Genomic DNA, 19,382 nt, shown 5'->3' with positions numbered 1-19,382 from the left:
ACGTTGCTGCTATGAAGCTTCTGTTGCGTCGCACTCTTGTACGTTATTAATTCTATTCGTCAACCCACCCCTTTCAATCATTGTTTCTGTTTAACACACTGCCGCCCCTCCAGGGAGGGGATAAACATGCTGCTTTAGTCGATGGAGAAATAATCTTTACTCTGGTAAACTCCCGTTTTCTCTTTCACAATCTGCATCAGTAAATCATTGGCCAGACTGCTGGCGCCAAAACGAAACCATTCATTATTCATCCATGCTTCGCCTAATACTTCTTTCAACATAACCAAGTAGTGCAAGGCGAGTTTTGATTTTGAAATGCCTCCTGCCGGTTTCATCGCAATCATCTTTCCTGTTTCATAATAAAAATCACGGATGGCTTCCAGCATCACGAGGGTAACAGGTAAAGTTGCAGCCGGTGAAATTTTTCCGGTAGAGGTCTTAATAAAATCAGCGCCGGCATACATGGCAATATCACTGGCTCTGCGCACTTTATCATAGGAACCCAGTTCACCTGTTTCTAAAATTACTTTCAGACGTGCAGTACCGCAGGCTTCTTTCACGGCTGCTATTTCATCAAATACAAAATTGTATTCGCCCATTAAAAATTTACCACGACTGATCACCATATCTACTTCATCCGCACCATTGGCCACTGCATATTTGGTATCACTGATTTTTACAGCACGTGTTGATTGTCCGCTGGGAAAAGCTGTTGCCACACTTGCTACTTTAATACCCGAATCGCCCAAAGCTTGTTTGGCAACTTTCACCATGCTGGGATAAACGCATACCGCTGCAACAGTAGGCAAGCCGGGATAAGCATCATGCAAATGCTGTGCTTTGTAGCAGAGCTGTTTTACTTTCCCATCGGTATCTTTTCCCTCAAGCGTAGTGAGGTCGATCATGTTGAGCGCCAGAAGCAACCCATTGAGTTTGGATTCTTTTTTAATACTGCGTTTGGTAAAACGTGAAGCCCGCTCCTCAATACCCACCTGGTCCACTCTGGGTGAAAGAGAGAAGTTTGGAATTTTAATCGTTGATTTTTCAGCAATCATTTCTTTTATTATTCAATTCAAACTTACTAATATTCCTGTGGATGTGTTCAAATAAAAACATCCTCTTTACGTGAGGATGTTTTTACATTTATTTAGTGATCTTACAAATCTTTCCCGTGGCACTGCTTGTACTTCTTGCCACTTCCGCAAGGACAGGGGTCATTACGTCCAATCTTTGGCCCTGTCACAATGGGTTCCTGTTTTACATTTTCGGATGGATCATAGTAATCAGGCGTTTCCATTAATTCATTCCCACCGCCTGCTGCAACCGCTTCTTCTTTACGCTGGCGTAATTTGCTCATATCTGTTTTTTGCTGACGACCTTCACGGATCTGTCCATTGCCCTGTTGTTCTACCGGCAAACCTGCATGGCACAGGAAAGAAACAATATTCTTGTTGATTTCATTGTTGAGTTGATCAAACAAAGTGAATGCTTCCACTTTATAAATCACCAATGGATCTTTCTGTTCGTAGGTAGCATTCTGTACAGAAGTACGCAAATCATCCATGGCACGCAGGTGATCTTTCCATGCTTCATCAATGAATGCTAATGTTGCGGTACGTTCTAAGGAGCTGATGAGTTCCTGCCCTTCTGTATCCAGCGTTTTTTGCAAAGGCGTTAATGCCTGCAACCCACGCTTACCATCACTAAACGGTACAAATACATTTTCAATATGACTGCCTTGAGATGTGCGAATATTTTTAAACACCGGCATCGCTTCTTTGCGGAGTGCTTCACACTTACGCAGGTAAGAAGTTTTGGCTTCGTTGTACAATTGATTCGTTAATTCAACTGTATTGCCCTTACTCAACTCTTCTGCACTGATCTTTGTTTCAATACCAAAGTTGATAATGCAGGCCATTACAAAACCATCGTGATCATTTGTTTCCTGGAAAGAGTTGATCAACCCTTCAGCTACTGAATAGAATGCATTGTCAACATCCAATGCCAAACGCTCACCGCTCAATGCATGGTTTCTTCTTGTATAAACAGCACCACGCTGTTTGTTCATTACATCATCATACTCCAGCAAGCGCTTACGGATGCCGAAGTTGTTTTCTTCCACTTTCTTTTGTGCACGCTCAATGGATTTAGTGATCATGCTGTGCTGGATCACTTCACCTTCTTTGTAGCCCAGTTTATCCATCATGCCGGCAATACGGTCGCTACCGAACATACGCATCAGATCATCTTCCAATGAAACATAGAATTGTGAAGAACCGGGATCACCCTGGCGACCTGCACGACCACGCAGCTGACGGTCTACACGACGGCTATCATGACGCTCTGTACCAAGAATGGCCAAACCACCGGCTTCTTTTACACCGGGGCCCAGTTTAATATCCGTACCACGACCGGCCATGTTGGTGGCAATAGTAACAGCACTGGTTAAACCGGCTTCCTGCACTACTTGTGCTTCCTTAGCATGTTGTTTTGCGTTCAATACATTGTGCGGAATTTTTTTCTGCTGCAGCATCTTGCTTAGTAATTCACTTACTTCAACGGAAGTAGTACCCACCAGCACAGGTCTTCCTTTTTCACGCAGCACTTCAATTTCTTCAATAACTGCTTTATATTTTTCACGCTTGGTTTTATAGACTAAATCCTGTCTGTCGTCACGGATCATCGCAAGATTGGTAGGAATCTTTACCACATCCAATTTATAGATATCCCAAAATTCACCGGCTTCCGTTTCCGCAGTACCCGTCATACCACAAAGCTTGTGATACATACGGAAATAGTTTTGCAGCGTAATCGTAGCATAGGTTTGTGTAGCAGCTTCAATGTGTACATTTTCTTTTGCTTCTATCGCCTGGTGCAAACCATCACTGTAACGGCGGCCATCGAGGATACGTCCTGTTTGCTCATCCACAATTTTTACCTGTCCATCCAATACAACATACTCTACATCCTTGTCGAATAAGGTGTAAGCTTTCAGTAGCTGAAGAATGGTATGAATACGATCTGCCTTGGTAGAATATTCAGTTAAAAAGCTTTCCTTCTTTTGTAATTTCTGTTCAGCAGGTTCTTCGCTTTTATCAATAGATGCCAATGAAGTACTGATGTCGGGCAATACAAAGAAGTTGGGATCTTCATTGTCTTTGGTAATCATGCCCAAACCTTTATCTGTTAGATCAACAGAGTTACTCTTTTCATCAATGTGAAATAACAAGCCTTCATCCACCTTGGGCATTTCTTTTTGCTGATCAGCTAAGTAGTAGTTCTCCGCTTTCTGCAATTTTACTTTGATGCCGGGCTCACTTAAATACTTAATCAATGGTCCGTATTTGGGCAAACCTCTCCAGGCACGCATCAATGCCAAACCACCGGATTTAGGATCATCATCCCCTTCAGCAATCTGTTTCTTGGCTTCATTTAAATATTGCTGCACCAAACGCTTTTGAGCATCCACCAGTTTTTCAATACGTGGCTTCAGCGCAAAAAACTGTTGTTCATTGTTTCCTGTGCTTACAGGTCCCGCAATGATCAATGGCGTACGGGCTTCATCAATCAAAATACTATCCACTTCATCCACCATCGCAAAATGCAATTTGCGTTGCACTTTTTCAGCCGCATTCACCACCATGTTATCACGCAGGTAGTCAAAGCCAAATTCGTTATTGGTACCGTAAGTTATATCTGCTAAATAGGCCTTGCGACGTTCTTCACTGTTGGGCTGATGTTTATCAATACAATCAACAGTTAATCCTAAAAATTCAAACAGCGTTCCGTTCCACTCACTGTCACGACGGGCCAGGTAATCATTCACCGTTACAAGATGCACACCTTCGCCGGGTAAAGCATTTAAATAAGCAGGAAGGGTAGAAACAAGGGTTTTACCTTCACCGGTGGCCATTTCAGAAATCTTTCCCTGGTGCAACACACTACCACCAATCAACTGTACATCATAATGCACCATGTTCCAGGTAACTTCACCTCCCGCAGCTATCCATGATTTTTTATAATACACTTTATCGCCCTCTATGCGCATGTGCGGACGCTTCACCACTAAATCTCTATCAAGTTGTGTAGCTGTGGCTTCAATTTCCTGATTGTTGGTAAAACGGCGGGCTGCCTCTTTTACTACTGCAAAAGCCTCAGGGTGTATTTCAGCAAGTACTTCTTCAATTTGCTTATCACGCTCTTTGCGTTTGCTGTCAATTTCCTGGTAAAGAGCATCCCGTTCATTGATTTGCTCCACGGGTAATGCTTCCGCTTTTGCAATTAGGTCTGCAATTTCAGCATCAATGCCGGCCAGGTGTTGTTTAATACGTGTACGGAACTCTTGTGTTTTACCACGCAATTCGTCATTGGTTAAACCTTGGTATTGCTGAAAGTATTGGTTGATTTTTTCAACTATCGGAGTAAGCTTCTGTACGTCTTTTTCACTTTTACTGCCGCCAAAAAGCTTTGAAATAAATCCTAACATAAAATGAGTTTATATGCGGTTGTTCTTTTTTTGAAAGTTTAATGCTGTCAAATACAGTGCAACAAATCATTTGTAGCCAATTTGACAGGGGGCACAAAGTTAATGCTTTCATTAGTGCCATCCTGCCTTCTGCTTATTTTGAAATTTTGATTTTCGGCTTACCGGTCGGTGTTCTTATGGCGGCGTTTTTGCCTTCGAATCATCCAGTGAATGATTCGCACCCGTTATCGTTCCGTTTCTATAGCAGCAGTGGTTTTATCTGCCCGGCCTTCCTGTTAACCAAATCACAATAAACCCTTACACGGCGTCTTTACCCACTGGCAGGTATACACCTCCACCGTACAACCAATAGATTTGCCACTTATAAAACCGGGCAAACTCTGAGCAATGTTTTCCGTTTTTATCCGTCCATATTTAACAAATTGCAAACTCATTTTAAAACGAAATAATTCGTAATTCGCACACAAATAGAACGTATGACAAAACTGTACACCACACTGCTGCTCCTTATCATCACCAGCGCAGCTTATGCACAACCCAAAGGAATCACCGGCCGGGTTACTGATTCAACCGGCGATAAAGGATTAGACAAAGCCACTGTAAAATTGATTGAACGGGCGAATCCGTCTGATACGCTCCGCACTACTACCAACAGCAGCGGCGAATTTGAATTTCAGAAAGTACCTTCTTCTAATTACGTATTGGTTATAACCTATGCAGGTTATAAACCCATGGTAAAGGAATTTGCCAAACCGAGTGCCGGCGTTGCCTTTATTGATCTGGGCGACCTGGTGCTAAGCGCCGACTATAAATCATTGGGCGAAATTGTAATTGAAGCACCGGCCGTTGTAATAAAAGAAGATACGGTAGAATATAATGCCAAACAGTTCCAGACCAAGCCCAACGCCACAACGGAAGACCTGTTGAAAAAACTACCCGGTGTACAAGTGGATAGAAATGGAAATGTAACGGCACAGGGCAAACAGGTAACACGTATTAAAGTCAATGGTAAAGACTTTTTTACCGGCGATCCTAAAACAGCCACCCGTGAAATACCGGCAGATATGATTGACAAAGTACAGGTAGTAGATGATTATGGTGATCAAAGTGCCATGAGCGGCATAAGAGATGGTGAACCGGAAAAAGTAATCAACCTGCAACTGAAAAAAGATAAAAACAAAGGTGTGTTTGGCAGGGCACAGGCAGCCGCAGGTACCAATGAACGGTACAATGCCGGGCTGAATATGAACTATTTTAATAACAAGCAACAACTCTCCATCATTGCCAACTCTAACAATGTAAACCAATCTTCTTTCAGTGGTGGGGACTTACAGGGATTTGGTGGCGGTAATTTTGGCGGTGGCGGTGGCCAGGGTGGTGGAGGTGGAAGACCCACGATGCAGTTTTCATTTGGCGGCGGCGGTGGAGGTGGTAACAATAACAACGGTCAGAACCAGGATGGTATTACCAGGACCAATTCCATAGGTACTAACTACCGCAATGATTTTGGAAAACGTAATTCTTTTTACGGCAGTTATACATACACGAACAGAAGTACTGCACTGGAGCAATTTCAATCGCAGCAAAGCCTGTTCAATAATGCGTCGTTTACAAACGTAACCAATCAAAACAGTGTCAATGTTCAGGGTACGCATCGTGCGTTTGCCAACCTGGAACTCTGGATTGACAGTTTCAATTATTTAAAAATAAGTCCGAACCTTTCTGTTCAGAATTCCAATAACCGTTTGAATAATGTTTTTGATTTCTTCCGTTCAGCTACAATCAAATCACAAGACGGTTTTAACAGGGATTCTACCTTGAGCGATCGTCCCAGTTTCCGTACCAATGTTTTATACAATCACCGTTTTAAACGCCGTGGCCGCAATCTTTCTATCAATACAGATATGGGATGGAATGCAACAGAATCTGAACAGAACCGGGGCAACTTCACCCAGTTTTATGCAAATGATGGATCACCAGCAGGTGTGCTGAATCAACTGCAACGTATTAATACCAATAACCGGGGCAGTAATATCAATACCCGTATTGTTTATACAGAACCTTTGGCAAAAGACCGTTTGCTGGATCTGAGTTACAACTTCAATCACAACTTTGCAAGGAATGACCGTCAAACGTTCCAGCGGAATAATAACACAGGTGCTTTCAATTTTATTGACAGTTTAAGTAATGCATTTGAAAATGATTTCAACTTTAACCGTTTTGGTGCAACAGTGAGAACCATTAAAAAGAAATACAACTACTCCATCGGGGTTTTATTGCAACCGGTGAATCTGCAGGGCTTCAGCATTACAAAAGACAGTGCTTACAGACCCATTAAAAATTTCAACTGGTTCCCGGTGGCAAGATTCACTTACAATTTCAGCCGTACCAAATCATTCAACTTTAATTATAACGGTAGTGCACAGCAACCTTCATTTGCTCAATTGCAACCCGTACGTGATGTTACCAATCCGCAGTTTCAGAATGAGGGTAATCCCAACCTGAGACCCTCTGTGAATCACACGTTCAATATGAACTTTAATAATTTCAACTTCAGTAAAGGAACCATTCTCTTTACCAATATTGCGGTAACAACAATTAAAGATCAGATTGTTAATAATACCATCTCATTGAAGTCGCCTGCAGGTACAGCTACCGGTGCACAATTAACTCGTCCGGAAAATGTGAACGGATTTTATAACATCAACTTTTTCTATACTTACAGCAAACCATGGAAGAACCGTAAGTATGTGTTGACTACGATGGGTACAGCAAATTATAACAACAATGTTGTGTTGGTTGATTTCATAAAAGGTACCGGTCGTAACTGGCTTCTGATGCAGGGTTTCGATTTTACGTTTACTGCTAAAGAATGGCTGGAGCTGAGTGCCGGTGCAAGATATAATCTCAACAAAGCAGAGTTCAGTCAGAACCCGGCGCAGAATTTAAATCAAACCACCTGGACTTTCAGCAATGATGTGCGTATTGATTTTTCAAAAGGATGGATTATGCGTTGGGAGTTTGATTACACGCTCAACCGTGGTTTGGCACAAGGTGTAAGCCGTAACATTGCTTTACTCAACGGATCACTTGAAAAAGAGTTGTTTAAAAAGAAGAACGCTACGCTGCGTTTACAGGCATTTGATATCTTCAATCAGAATATCAACGTAAACCGTAGTGTGAGCGCCAACTTTATTACAGATTCGAGAGTAAACCGTTTGGCACAATACTTTATGGTGGGATTTGTTTACCGTCTCAACCGTTTCAAAGGTCAACAGCCACAGCAGAATAATTTCAGAAGGATGGAAGGAGGAAGAATGATGATGAATAACTGATGCAACAGGTTCCATAAAAAAGCCCCGCTACTTGCGGGGCTTTTTTATAATTGTATCAGAGCAGTTTTTATTTACCAAGATTAAAGTTCATACGTGCAAACAGGTAGCGGCCGTTAAAGCCCATCTGCTGTACACGGCGACTGTAAATAAAACGGCCGAGCGACATATTGTTGGAGTGGTTGTGAACATCCTGGTACACATCAAACAGGTTATTGGCACCCACCGTAAACGTGATTTGTTTGGAGTAGTTATAATTCACTGAAAGATCAGTAACGGTTTTAGAAGTGAATGTTTGATCCAGTGTTTCCCGCTGACCGGTAAATGCATTGATTGGCCAAACAGCAGGATTACTTACGTTTAATGTTGGATCAAGATAAGTTACTCTTCCAAATGCAGCCAAACGCAACATTACACCCCATTTTTTATAACGGTAGTTCACCATAAAGCTTGATTTGGAACGTGGGTTAGCAACTTCAATACGGCTCTGGTCTTCACGGTTGAAATAGTTTCCTAACTGTCCGCTGCTTACCAATGTAGGAGATGCTTTAATGATGGCATTGCCATTGACATCTTTCACCACTTCATTATCAATATAAGTAGTAGCAAACGTGAGTCGGAATTTATGATCTCTGCCGATGTTAAAGCTGTAGTTGATAACCGCTTCCAAACCTCTGCTCCTTGTATCAACAGCATTGGTAAAGAAGTTAGCCTGGCTGGCTCCTGCAGCATTTAACAGTGCAGTAAGGTTGGAGTTATTACCACCGGTAAAGTTGTTGGTTAATACAATGCGGTCTTTAATCTTGATAACATAACCGTCTAATGTAATTTCTAAACCCTTAGCAGGTGTAGCAGTAATACCGGCACTGTAGTTGGTAGAAGTTTCCTGTTTCAACTCAGGGATACCGAGGATTTGTGCAGGGGCGCTGTTGTTGGGGAAGGTTCCGCTTTCAACAGGCTGTAAGCCACCCGGTGTAGAAACAAACAGCGTATTTGTTTTTGCATAAAAACGCTGCTGCATACTGGGCGCTCTGAAACCGGTAGAAGTGGCAGCACGCACAGTAAGTCCTTTTACAATATTTAAACGGCCGGCAAATTTGTAGTTGAGTGTGTTTCCGAAATCGCTGTAGTTTTCATAACGGAGTGCACCTGTTACGAGGAAACTTTTGCTGAGGTCCAGTTCAATATCAGTATAGAGTGCTACACTGTTTCTGCTGAATTTGCCTGCATAGGGTGGCGTAAAACCGGCAAACACCTGTGCACCTGCTGCTGCACCTGATGCGGTGTTATAGTTCCTGTAAGAAGCTTCTTCTCCTGCACGCTGACCATACTGGTCAATTCTGAACTCGCCGCCATAAGCGATGTTTAATCCGGCCGCTACATCAAACTTGCGGGTTACATCAGCATTCACAGTATTTTGCAAAAAGCTGATCCTTCCAGCATCAAACTCACTTTGCGGAATATTAATAACAGCAAACTGTGAGTAGTTAATGGAGTTGGTAATCTTATATCCGAATGTGTTAGAACCAAATGTATTGCTAAGTGATACATCCCACTTGCCCATCTTTCCCGTAACACCTGCTGAGAAAGAGTAATCATTGATGTTCGAATTGATCAGCGGTAAAAATCCATCAGGATAAAGAATGAGCGCTGTGTTTCTGTACAAAGAACCGGCACCTGTAAATACAGAACTGGGGTAGCGGTAGAAACCGGCTGCCTGTCCGCCTTTACGGCTGTAACCTCCAAAAAAGTTGAACTTCCAGGAATTGCCTAAATCATACTGACTGTTTACAAAAAGAGATCCGCCGATTACACGGGAGTTACCAATACGCATATCAAATGTATTACGATTGGTGCCACGGGCTGTCATGATACTATCGTCACGCAGATTGCCGTTTACATTGGGATAAATCTGTCCGGTATAAGTTCCGGTACGGTTGGTTTGTCCACGACCGATAAATTCAGCATTGATATTCAAGAACCCTTTTTTATTGAGATCGAGGCCATAGTTCAGTGCTGCCTGGTAGTTAAATCCATCCACCACACTTGTTTTGTCATTAGGATCTTTACCGGTAAGACGGTTTAATGCATAGTCTTTAGGATATGCCGTTACATTGGTTCCTAATGAAACATTACCACTGAAACCATTGGTATTCTTTTTAAGTACAATATTGATTACCCCGGCAATGGCATCACTGCCGTATTGGGCAGCAGCACCATCACGCAGCACTTCAACTCTTTCAATAGCTGTGGCAGGAATAGCACCTAAGTCTGTACCCACCTGGCCACGGTTTACGGTACCATTTACATTTACCAATGCACTTTGATGGCGGCGTTTGCCATTCACCAGCACAAGCACCTGGTCACTTCCAAGGCCACGTACCTGAGCAGGATCAATATGGTCTGATCCATCAGCAATGGTTTGGCGGGAACTTTGAAACGAAGGGGCTACATAGGTCAGTAATTGATTCAAATCCAGTTGGCCCACCTGGTTTACAAACTGGGCAATGGGAATAATATCAACAGGGGCAGGCGTTTGCACTCTGGTGCGTGACAAGTTACGGCTGCCCAGTACCACTACTTCATTGAGTGTAGTGCTTTTATCAAGACCAATTTCAAGATCGGAGGCAGCTGCGGCAACGGTTATTTCCCTTGGTTCATAACCTACATAGGATATTACCAGTACCACCACATTGTCCGGTACAGAAATGGTAAATTTTCCCGAAGCATCGGTCTGTACGGCTACGGCACTTCCTTTTCCTGAAACGGTTGCGCCTTCCAATGCGGTATTGGTAGCAGCGTCAAAAACTCTTCCTGAAACTTTTTTTTGTGCATGGGCAGCAAAACCCATGAGCACTACTGCAAGAAGCAGCATGATTTTCTTCATAAACAGTGAATTAATGTGAACAATAATTGGTGATTCCAGATTGGCAGTTTATTCTCAAATTCGAAAATACTAAAGTTTGATGCGGTATCAAAACTTAGATGGATTCTTCGGCCGTGAGGATATGCTATAATGAAGGATGAGTGAAACCGAAACTATAAGTAAAAAGCACAGAAGCTAAAGGACGGAATCAAAAGGCCGGGCCTTTTCCACATTTTCCTTTCCGGCTCATCTTTTTAAACCCGATTCCTTTACCTTTGCCGCCTGAAAAATGAAGTGAAATCTTCAAATTTTCAAATCCTTAATTTTCAAATTTCTTATGCCCGGTCAATTAAAAGAAGTTCGTAACCGAATCAAGAGTGTACAGAGCACCCAGCAAATTACCAAGGCCATGAAAATGGTGAGTGCAGCTAAACTGCGTAAAGCTCAGGATGCCATCATTCAAATGCGTCCTTACGCTCAAAAGTTGCAGGAAATGCTCAGCAATATCGTTAGCAACAGTGATGGCGATGTAAGCATGAAGCTGGCGGCTGAGCGTCCTGTAAATAAGGTGCTTATCATCCTGGTTACCAGCGACCGTGGTCTTTGCGGCGGTTATAATGCGAACCTGGTTAAGCTGGCTAAAGCTACCATTCTTGAAAATTATACCGAGCAAAAGCAAAAGGGCAACGTAACGGTTTGGGGCATTGGTAAAAAAGGATTGGAAGCCATGGAGCGTGCCGGTTTTAAAACCAGCGCTGATTACAGGGATACCTTCCTGCACCTGAGTTTTGAAAATGTACAACAGGCCAGTGCTGCCGCCATGAAAGCCTTTGAAAACGGTGAGTTTGATGTGGTGGAGATTGTGTACAGCCAGTTTAAAAATGCTGCTACCCAGATTTTCAAAGCAGAACGTTTCCTGCCCATTCCTAAAGCACAGAAGTCAGAAACCAAAACACAGGCCAAGGCAGATTTTATTTTTGAACCTGCTAAGGAAGCCCTCGTTGCTGAGTTGATGCCTAAAATCCTCAACACACAATTATATAAAGCTGTTCTGGATGCCAATGCCAGCGAACATGGCGCCCGCATGACAGCCATGGATAAGGCTACTGAAAATGCACAGGAGTTATTGAAATCATTAAAGATCAGTTACAACCGTGCACGCCAGGCGGCTATTACCACTGAGTTGACAGAGATTGTAAGTGGTGCAGCAGCATTGAATGGATAATTTGTGAATTGATAATTGATAGTTGGTTTTTAATTATCAATTATTCATTATCAATTATTAATTACTGAAATGGAATTAAGTATCATCATCCCGCATATTGAGGTTTTAATTTTTGCTGCCGATCGTCCGCTTTCTATACTGGAGCTGACAGATATGGTGAACAATGCACTTGGTTTTATTGAAGACCGTGCCAGCCTGGATCAAACAGAAGCAGCTATTGAAGCCATCCGTGAAAAATATGCCAGTGAGTTTTACCCGTTTGAAGTAAGAGAAACCGGTGGCGGCTGGCAATTCCTCACCAAGAAGGATTACTACAAAACAGTAGCCCAGATCAATGGTGATAAATTCCTGAAACGTTTGAGTACTGCTACATTGGAAACACTTGCTATCATTGCTTACAAGCAGCCCATCACCAAAGGCGAAATTGAAAGCATCCGTGGGGTGAATTGTGATTATACCGTTCAGAAATTGCTGGAAAAAGAATTGATAGTGATCACGGGCCGTAATGAAAAACTTCCGGGTCAGCCATTGGTATATGCCACTTCCAGAACCTTCATGGATTATTTCGGTATCAATTCTACTGATGATCTGCCAAGAATCAAAGAAATCATTTCATCAGAACTGGTAAATCCCACCGGTGTACAAAGTGACGAACTGCATGTACCGGGTGAAGAAGAACAGGAACTGGAGTTGAATACACCATTGGCCGTAACAGAAACCGGTGATTTGATTGAACAGGCGGAAGTTGCTGCAGATGAAAGTGAAGCAACCGAAACTGAAGAGGAAGCAACCGCAGATGAAATAACATCAGAAGCAACTGCTGAAGAAATTGGTGATGAAGAAATAGCGGATGAAAATGCAGCGGCCGGTGAAGAAGAAGCGGCTGATGATGCAGAACCAAAAGCTTAATGCGTTTCTTTTTTGTACTTTTTTTATTCCCCATTTTATTGAAGGCGCAGCCTGATAACTCAACGCTTATTGCGGCGTCGCAACAACTGTTGCTGGCGGCTAAAACAGGTGAACCTGTTGACAGCCTTGTACAATTTTTTGAGGCTGTTCCATTTCAACAATTGCAAAAAGAGCTTTCAACAGATGCGAAAGCCAAAGCCTTCTGGCTCAATATTTATAATGCTTATACACAGGTCTTACTGCAGCAAAATCCGGATGCTTATAAAAACAGGAACCGGTTTTTTAAAAACAGGCAAATCATTATTGCCGGTAAAAAATTGAGTCTTGATTTTATTGAACACCGCATCATCCGGCGCAGTGAGTGGAAGCTGGGGTTGGGATATATGAAGATTCTCTTTCCTTCCAACTTAGAAAAGCAATTACGTGTAGCCCGTAAAGATTACCGTATTCATTTTGCGTTGAACTGCGGAGCGAAGAGTTGCCCGCCCATAGCGTTTTATGATGATGCAAAATTGGAAGAGCAGTTGAATCTTGCAGAGAAAGCATTTATAAAGAATGATGCCATGTATGATGCTGAACACGGTATTGTTGAAGTAAGTAAAATCTTCAGTTGGTTCCGTGGCGACTTTGGAGGAAAAAAAGGCATCCGACAACTTCTGATAAAGCACAAAATGATTCCTGCAGATAAAAAAGTGAAGCTGAAGTTTAAAGCTTATGATTGGACGTTGATGTTGAAGGCGTTTTGAGGAAGCCGTCCGACGCCCTCTTCTGACGGAGTAGCAATCAAAGGTGTCTGACATCTGCGATGTCCTGACACCACAACTACTTCAAATATTCGGAAGTTGGTGTCAGGACGCTGCAAGCGTCAGACACCGGAACAATCAAATGCTTTCATCGATTTTATGCAACATCAGGCTGCCAATTGTTTGTCGCTCCAAACGTATCTTCGCACACTATGCAGTCTTCATTACCCAACGAACAGTTTTTACAGATCGCAAAAGAGTTTGGCACACCCGTTTATGTTTATCATGCAGAGAAAATAAAAACCCAGTATGAAAAACTGGTGAATGCTTTCTCAGTACTGGATACAAAGTTTTTTTATGCCTGCAAAGCCCTCACCAATATTAATGTTCTCCGCTACATCAAAAGCATTGGCTGTAATATTGATTGCAGCAGCATTAATGAAGTAAAGCTGGCTTTGCATGCAGGTTTTGAACCCCGCAATGTTTTATACACCAGTAATGGTATTGCCTTTGATGAAATTGAAGAAGCGGTGAGCTATGGAGTGAACGTAAACATTGACAGTCTCAGCAATCTTGAAAAGTTCGGGAAGAAGTTTGGGCACAATTATCCTGTAGGTATCCGCATCCGTCCGAATATCATGGCGGGTGGCAATATCAAAATTTCTACCGGTCACAGTAAGAGTAAGTTTGGTATTCCTGTGGAGCAGTTGGATGAATTAAAAAGAATCGTAAAAGAGAATAATATTCACATCCGCACTTTACACCTGCATACAGGCAGTGAAATCAAAGAAGTGGATGTATTTATTAAAGGCATGGAAGTGTTGTTTGAGCTGATGCCGCATTTTCCGGAACTGGAAGTATTGGATTTGGGTGGCGGTTTTAAAGTGCCGTATCATCCTCATGAAAAAGAAATTGATGTGGTAGCCATTGGCGCCGGATTAAAAAAAGCATTTGATGAACACCCGACTGCTGATCATAAAAAATTACAGGTTTGGTTTGAGCCCGGAAAGTTTTTGGTGTGCGAAGCCGGTTATTTGCTCACACAGGTAAATGTGTTGAAGGCAAATAATGGTGTAACCATTGCAGGCGTCAACACAGGATTGAATCATTTGATTCGTCCCATGATGTATGATGCGTATCATCACATCACCAATATTTCAAATCCCGCCGGTGCGGAGCAGCATTATATGGTTACCGGTTATATCTGTGAAACCGATACGTTTGCAGATGATCGTTTGCTTAATGAAGTTCGGGAAGGCGATTGTCTTTTATTTCACAATGCCGGTGCTTATGGTTTTGAAATGAGTAGTAATTATAACTCCCGTTATAAACCGGCTGAAGTGCTGGTGAAAGACGGTGGAGCACAACTCATCCGTAAAAGAGAGGAGTGGGATGATTTGTTGAAAAACCAGGTAATTTAAGCTCCTTCATATTTCCTTAATCATTCAGTAACAATTGCGTAACACTGTTTCAGGCTTGTCAAAATACTTTTGCGGCCTAAAACTTTCTGTTTATGCGTATGCTGCTGAGTGTGATTCTCACACTATTTGCTTTTTCAATCTCTACTGCTCAAAAAGGTTCTGTTTCCGTCATCATCCGTGATGATCAGAATTTAAATGTTCCGGGAGCTTCTGTACTGTTTTCTTCCATCAAAGTTTCAGGATACACTAATAAAAATGGTGAAGTGATATTTTTAGGTTTACCTGCCGGTAAGCAGGAAATAACCATTTCCTATATCGGTTACAAGACTCTGTCAGCATCAGTTACTGTTGAAGAGAATAAAACCAGTGGCTATACTTTTTCACTGGAGCCTAATATCCGCTCAGGTAAAGAAATTATTGTTACGGGTGATCGTTTGAAAGGTCAGGCCAAAGCATTGAACCAGCAAAAAAATGGAAAGAATATCGGCAATATTGTGAGTGCTGACCAGGTGGGCCGTTTTCCCGATGCTAATATTGGTGATGCCTTAAAACGTATTCCCGGTATTACCATGCAGAATGATCAGGGTGAAGCACGTGATATTATCATCCGTGGTATGGCACCACAGTTGAACGCAGTAACATTAAACGGTGACCGCATTCCCTCTGCCGAAGCAGAAAACAGAAGAGTACAAATGGATTTGATTCCAAGTGATATGATTCAAACCATTGAAGTAAATAAAACACTCACACCGGATATGGATGGTGATGCCATTGGTGGTTCTGTAAATCTCGTAACACGTACCACTTCCAATAAACTCCGTTTGTCAGGTACTTTATCATCCGGTTCTAATCCCATCCGTGAATCTTCTGTAAACAGTCTTTCATTTATTCTCAGTAATTCATTCGGACAGAGGAAGCAGTTTGGTTACATGATCAACGGCTCTATCCTTAATAATGATTATGGTTCTGATAATATCGAAGGAACATGGATTCAACACCGCAATAGTGTGTACATGAGTCAATTTGATATCCGTCGTTATGATGTACGCCGTTTGAGAAGAAGTTTTGGAGGCAATCTGGAGTATAAAATCAATAACCGCAACAAAATTCAGTTCAGTACTATTTATAACTGGAGAGATGATTGGGAAAACAGATACCGTCTCCGCTATTCGCTGGATACTTCTTTAACCACTTTTGATGCCAATGGAAATGCTACCGGTTTTCGTGGACGCATCAACCGTCAAACAAAAGGAGGTGACAATAGTTCCCGTGTAAAAAATGCAAGATTAGAAAACCAGCAGGTGCAGAATTTTGCACTCAACGGAAAGCATATCATCGGTAATAATATTCAACTCGATTGGGCAGGTTCTTATGCAAAAGCCAGTGAAAAGAGACCTAATGAACGTTATGCGAACTACAGAACAGGTTCCGGTGTACAGGTGTTGGGTGATTTTTCAAATCCTGAGTTTCCGTTGTTAACGGATACCTTTTCCCAAAAAGGCAGATGGAACAGTTATGCTTTTGATCGTATTACTGAACAGTTCGGTAATACTTTTGAAGAAAATAAAAATTTCAGAGTTGATCTTACCCTGCCCGCAAGTTTCATCAAAGAGCAAAAAGGATCTTTGAAATTTGGTGTTGCTTACCGTGGCAAGTTTAAACTGAGAGACAACAGTTTCTTCCGTTATACACCTGTTACGGAGTTCAGACCCCGCATTCTCAATCTTGGTGTAAGCGGTATTGCTTCTGATTATACAATTACAAATTATCAACCCGGTTCAAAATATGTAGTGGGTACTTTTATGAGTCCTGAGTATTTGGGTGATTTGGTTTTAGGCCCTGCTAACAATGGCTTTTTCACGGTGGCGGATCAGCCTGCAGAATACCTCGGTTTAAATTACCGGGCCACTGAAAATATTTATGCCGGTTACCTGCGTTTTGATCAACAGATCAATGATAAGCTGGGCATCGTTGCTGGATTACGCATTGAATCAACACAACCTACTTACACCGGTAACGTGGTTATTAATGAAACCAATCTTGTGAACCGTGTAACAGGCGGCAATGCATACACTAACTTTTTGCCCAGCTTAAATGTGAAATATGATGTCACTAAAAATACCATTCTTCGTTTTGCTGTAACTTCCTCAATGGCACGCCCTAACTATTTTGATATTACACCTTACAGAAGTATCATCAGTAATGATGCGGAGCTCAGCATTGGTAATCCTGATTTAAAAGCAAGTCAGAGCTGGAACCTGGATCTGATGGCCGAGCATTATTTCAGCAATGTGGGTATTTTGTCGGGAGGTATCTTCTACAAAAACATCAGCAATTTTATTTATACATTCCGTAACGATGGTTATACATCTGCTAACTATAAAACAGAATTTAATACCAATGATACATTGCCCGGCTTACCGCAAACTGCATTCTGGAGCTACCGCCAGCCACGTAATGGTGAAAGTGTAAATGTGTATGGAGCAGAAGTTTCGTTTCAACGTCAGTTAGATTTTCTTCCCGGCTTTTTAAAGAACCTTGGTGTGTTTGTAAATTATACTTACACCAAATCAACAGCGGATGGAATTTTTACACCGGAAGGTCAACGCCGCACCGGGCTGGCTTTGCCCGGTACAGCTCCGCACATGTTTAATGGTTCTATCTCTTATGATTCAAAATGGTTTGTAGCCCGTATTGCTGCTAACTATGCGGCTGCTTATTTAGATGCTGTTGGAACCAGTAGTTTTAATGATGTATTTTATGACAAACAGTTTTTCCTGGATGCAAACTTTACCATCATTGTTAAAAAGAACTTCCGCATTTTTGGTGAAATGAATAACCTTACGAATCAACCTTTGCGTTATTACCAGGGTTCAAAGGAACGTACCTTCCAGTTGGAGTACTACCGTGCACGTTATAACTTCGGGGTAAAGTTTGATGTATTCTAAATTGTTTTTATGAGTAAGTTCTTTTTTTATATAGCAGCTTTATTGTTTTCCATTGCGGGTGCTGCACAACAGCGCCCGCAAAATTTTGAAGCCGGCTATCGGGGCAAATCCATTACAGGATTAAAGTCATTAAAAGGTGGCTTGAATTTTTTAGTCATTGGCGACTGGGGGCGCAACGGTGAATATTTTCAAAAAGAAGTGGCAGAGCAATTAGGATATGCTGCTAACCAAACGGATGCTGAGTTTATCGTAACAACGGGGGATAATTTTTATCCCAATGGTGTACGCAGTGTTAATGATCCGCAGTGGCAAACTTCGTTTGAAAATATTTACAAAGCCCATGCATTGCAGGTAAACTGGTTTGTTACATTGGGTAATCATGACTACCGTGGTAATCCTGATGCACAGATTCAATACAGCAGCATCAGCCGCAGATGGAACCTGCCGGCACGGTATTATACAAAAACATTTTCCATTGATGATGATACTGCTAACCGGGTGCTCATGATTTTTATTGACACAGATCCCTTTGTAAAAAAATATTACAAACAAGATGTGTATAAAGAAGAAGTAAGCAGGCAGGATACCGCCGCACAAAAAGCCTGGCTCAACAGTGTACTGCAAAACCGTGTTTCAACTATTAAATGGACCATTGTTGTAGGGCATCATCCTTTATACACCGGTGGTAAAAGATTGATGAGTGATGATACCAAAGATATTCTATACAGCTTTGGCCCGCTGTTAGAACAATACAAAGTGGATGCATACATCTGTGGTCATGAACATAATCTGCAATACATCAAGCCTTCCGCATCGTACACACACTTTTTTGTTTCAGGGGCAGGCAGCGAAGCAAGGCAGGATGCACAGCTTCATCCTGACGGTGGAAAGTTGGCCATCAATGATCATGGTTTTATGAGCTTTTCATTTACTGCTGCCCGGTTTTTAATGCAGGTAATTAATGCTCAGGGAAAAGTTCTGTATTCAACCCAGATTAAAAAGTAATGATTATTGCTTCGGCTCAATCAAATCCCACAGATTTCCATACAGATCTTTAAAAACTGCAACAGTGCCATAGGTTTCATCTTTCGGTTCACGAACAAATACAATTCCTTTGGAACTGTAGTTGTTATAGTCTCTCCAAAAATCATCTGTATAAAGAAACAAGAAAACACGTCCGCCGGTTTGATTACCAATCCTGCTTTCCTGTTCTTCACCTGCGGCCTTGGCTAAGAGTAAAGAGCAATTGCCTTCACCTTTTGATTTCACCATCACCCAGCGCTTGGTGGCACTCATCACGGTATCTTCTATCAACTCAAAACCAAGTTGGTTGCAATAAAAGTTAATGGCTTCATCGTAATCTTTTACAACAAGGGCAATATGTGCGATGCGTTGGTTCATGTGCAGTTAATTATTTTATTTTTACGAGATGCAATTAGTCATGAAATTTTC

The 19,382-nt window shown here is 42.0% G+C and carries 11 protein-coding genes; 7 read left to right on the top strand and 4 right to left on the bottom strand.

Annotated elements, in window-relative coordinates; genetic code table 11:
* Positions 1 to 134 precede the first annotated feature (134 nt).
* Both deoC and secA read right to left on the bottom strand, forming a co-directional pair.
* Positions 135 to 1,055 (bottom strand): deoxyribose-phosphate aldolase, encoded by a 921-nt coding sequence (gene deoC, locus PDL71_RS15745; protein WP_407522772.1) that lies wholly within the window; start codon positions 1,053 to 1,055, stop codon positions 135 to 137.
* A 101-nt stretch (positions 1,056 to 1,156) separates the two neighbouring features.
* Complete coding sequence (gene secA / locus PDL71_RS15740; protein ID WP_407522770.1) at positions 1,157 to 4,486, bottom strand: preprotein translocase subunit SecA; 3,330 nt, start codon at positions 4,484 to 4,486, stop codon at positions 1,157 to 1,159.
* A 476-nt stretch (positions 4,487 to 4,962) separates the two neighbouring features.
* Here secA and PDL71_RS15735 point away from each other — a divergent pair, with 476 nt between their 5' ends.
* A complete protein-coding gene (locus PDL71_RS15735) occupies positions 4,963 to 7,821 on the top strand; it encodes an outer membrane beta-barrel protein (protein ID WP_407522768.1) in 2,859 nt (952 codons plus the stop codon).
* Positions 7,822 to 7,888: 67 nt separating this feature from the next.
* Here PDL71_RS15735 and PDL71_RS15730 read toward each other — a convergent pair whose 3' ends face one another.
* Positions 7,889 to 10,705, bottom strand: a complete 2,817-nt coding sequence (locus PDL71_RS15730) for a TonB-dependent receptor (RefSeq protein ID WP_407522766.1) — start codon at positions 10,703 to 10,705, stop codon at positions 7,889 to 7,891.
* A gap of 316 nt (positions 10,706 to 11,021) precedes the next feature.
* Here PDL71_RS15730 and atpG point away from each other — a divergent pair, with 316 nt between their 5' ends.
* The 6 genes from atpG to PDL71_RS15700 all read left to right on the top strand — a co-directional run bounded on the left by atpG (position 11,022) and on the right by PDL71_RS15700 (position 18,935).
* A complete protein-coding gene (gene atpG / locus PDL71_RS15725) occupies positions 11,022 to 11,909 on the top strand; it encodes an ATP synthase F1 subunit gamma (protein ID WP_407522764.1) in 888 nt (295 codons plus the stop codon).
* Positions 11,910 to 11,978: 69 nt separating this feature from the next.
* Positions 11,979 to 12,818: an SMC-Scp complex subunit ScpB gene (scpB, locus tag PDL71_RS15720; RefSeq protein WP_407522762.1), complete on the top strand. Its 840-nt coding sequence runs from the start codon at positions 11,979 to 11,981 to the stop codon at positions 12,816 to 12,818.
* Positions 12,818 to 13,564, top strand: a complete 747-nt coding sequence (locus tag PDL71_RS15715; protein ID WP_407522760.1) for a DUF547 domain-containing protein — start codon at positions 12,818 to 12,820, stop codon at positions 13,562 to 13,564. The genes scpB and PDL71_RS15715 overlap by 1 nt, the downstream gene beginning before the upstream one ends.
* 209 nt (positions 13,565 to 13,773) lie before the next feature.
* A complete protein-coding gene (lysA, locus tag PDL71_RS15710; protein ID WP_407522758.1) occupies positions 13,774 to 14,982 on the top strand; it encodes a diaminopimelate decarboxylase in 1,209 nt (402 codons plus the stop codon).
* Positions 14,983 to 15,074: 92 nt separating this feature from the next.
* Complete coding sequence (locus tag PDL71_RS15705; protein ID WP_407522756.1) at positions 15,075 to 17,930, top strand: TonB-dependent receptor; 2,856 nt, start codon at positions 15,075 to 15,077, stop codon at positions 17,928 to 17,930.
* A gap of 9 nt (positions 17,931 to 17,939) precedes the next feature.
* Entirely contained in the window at positions 17,940 to 18,935 is a 996-nt protein-coding gene (locus tag PDL71_RS15700) for a purple acid phosphatase family protein (protein ID WP_407522754.1), read from the top strand.
* 3 nt (positions 18,936 to 18,938) lie between these two features.
* On the opposite strand, the gene PDL71_RS15695 is transcribed toward PDL71_RS15700, so the two are convergent.
* Positions 18,939 to 19,331: a VOC family protein gene (locus PDL71_RS15695; protein ID WP_407522752.1), complete on the bottom strand. Its 393-nt coding sequence runs from the start codon at positions 19,329 to 19,331 to the stop codon at positions 18,939 to 18,941.
* Between the last annotated feature and the right edge of the window lie 51 nt (positions 19,332 to 19,382).

Origin of the sequence: Lacibacter sp. MH-610, from assembly GCF_045780045.1 — a bacterium.
Classification (GTDB): domain Bacteria; phylum Bacteroidota; class Bacteroidia; order Chitinophagales; family Chitinophagaceae; genus Lacibacter.
Note: the sequence above shows the minus strand (reverse complement) of the source record. Positions and strands in the feature narration are given on the sequence as shown.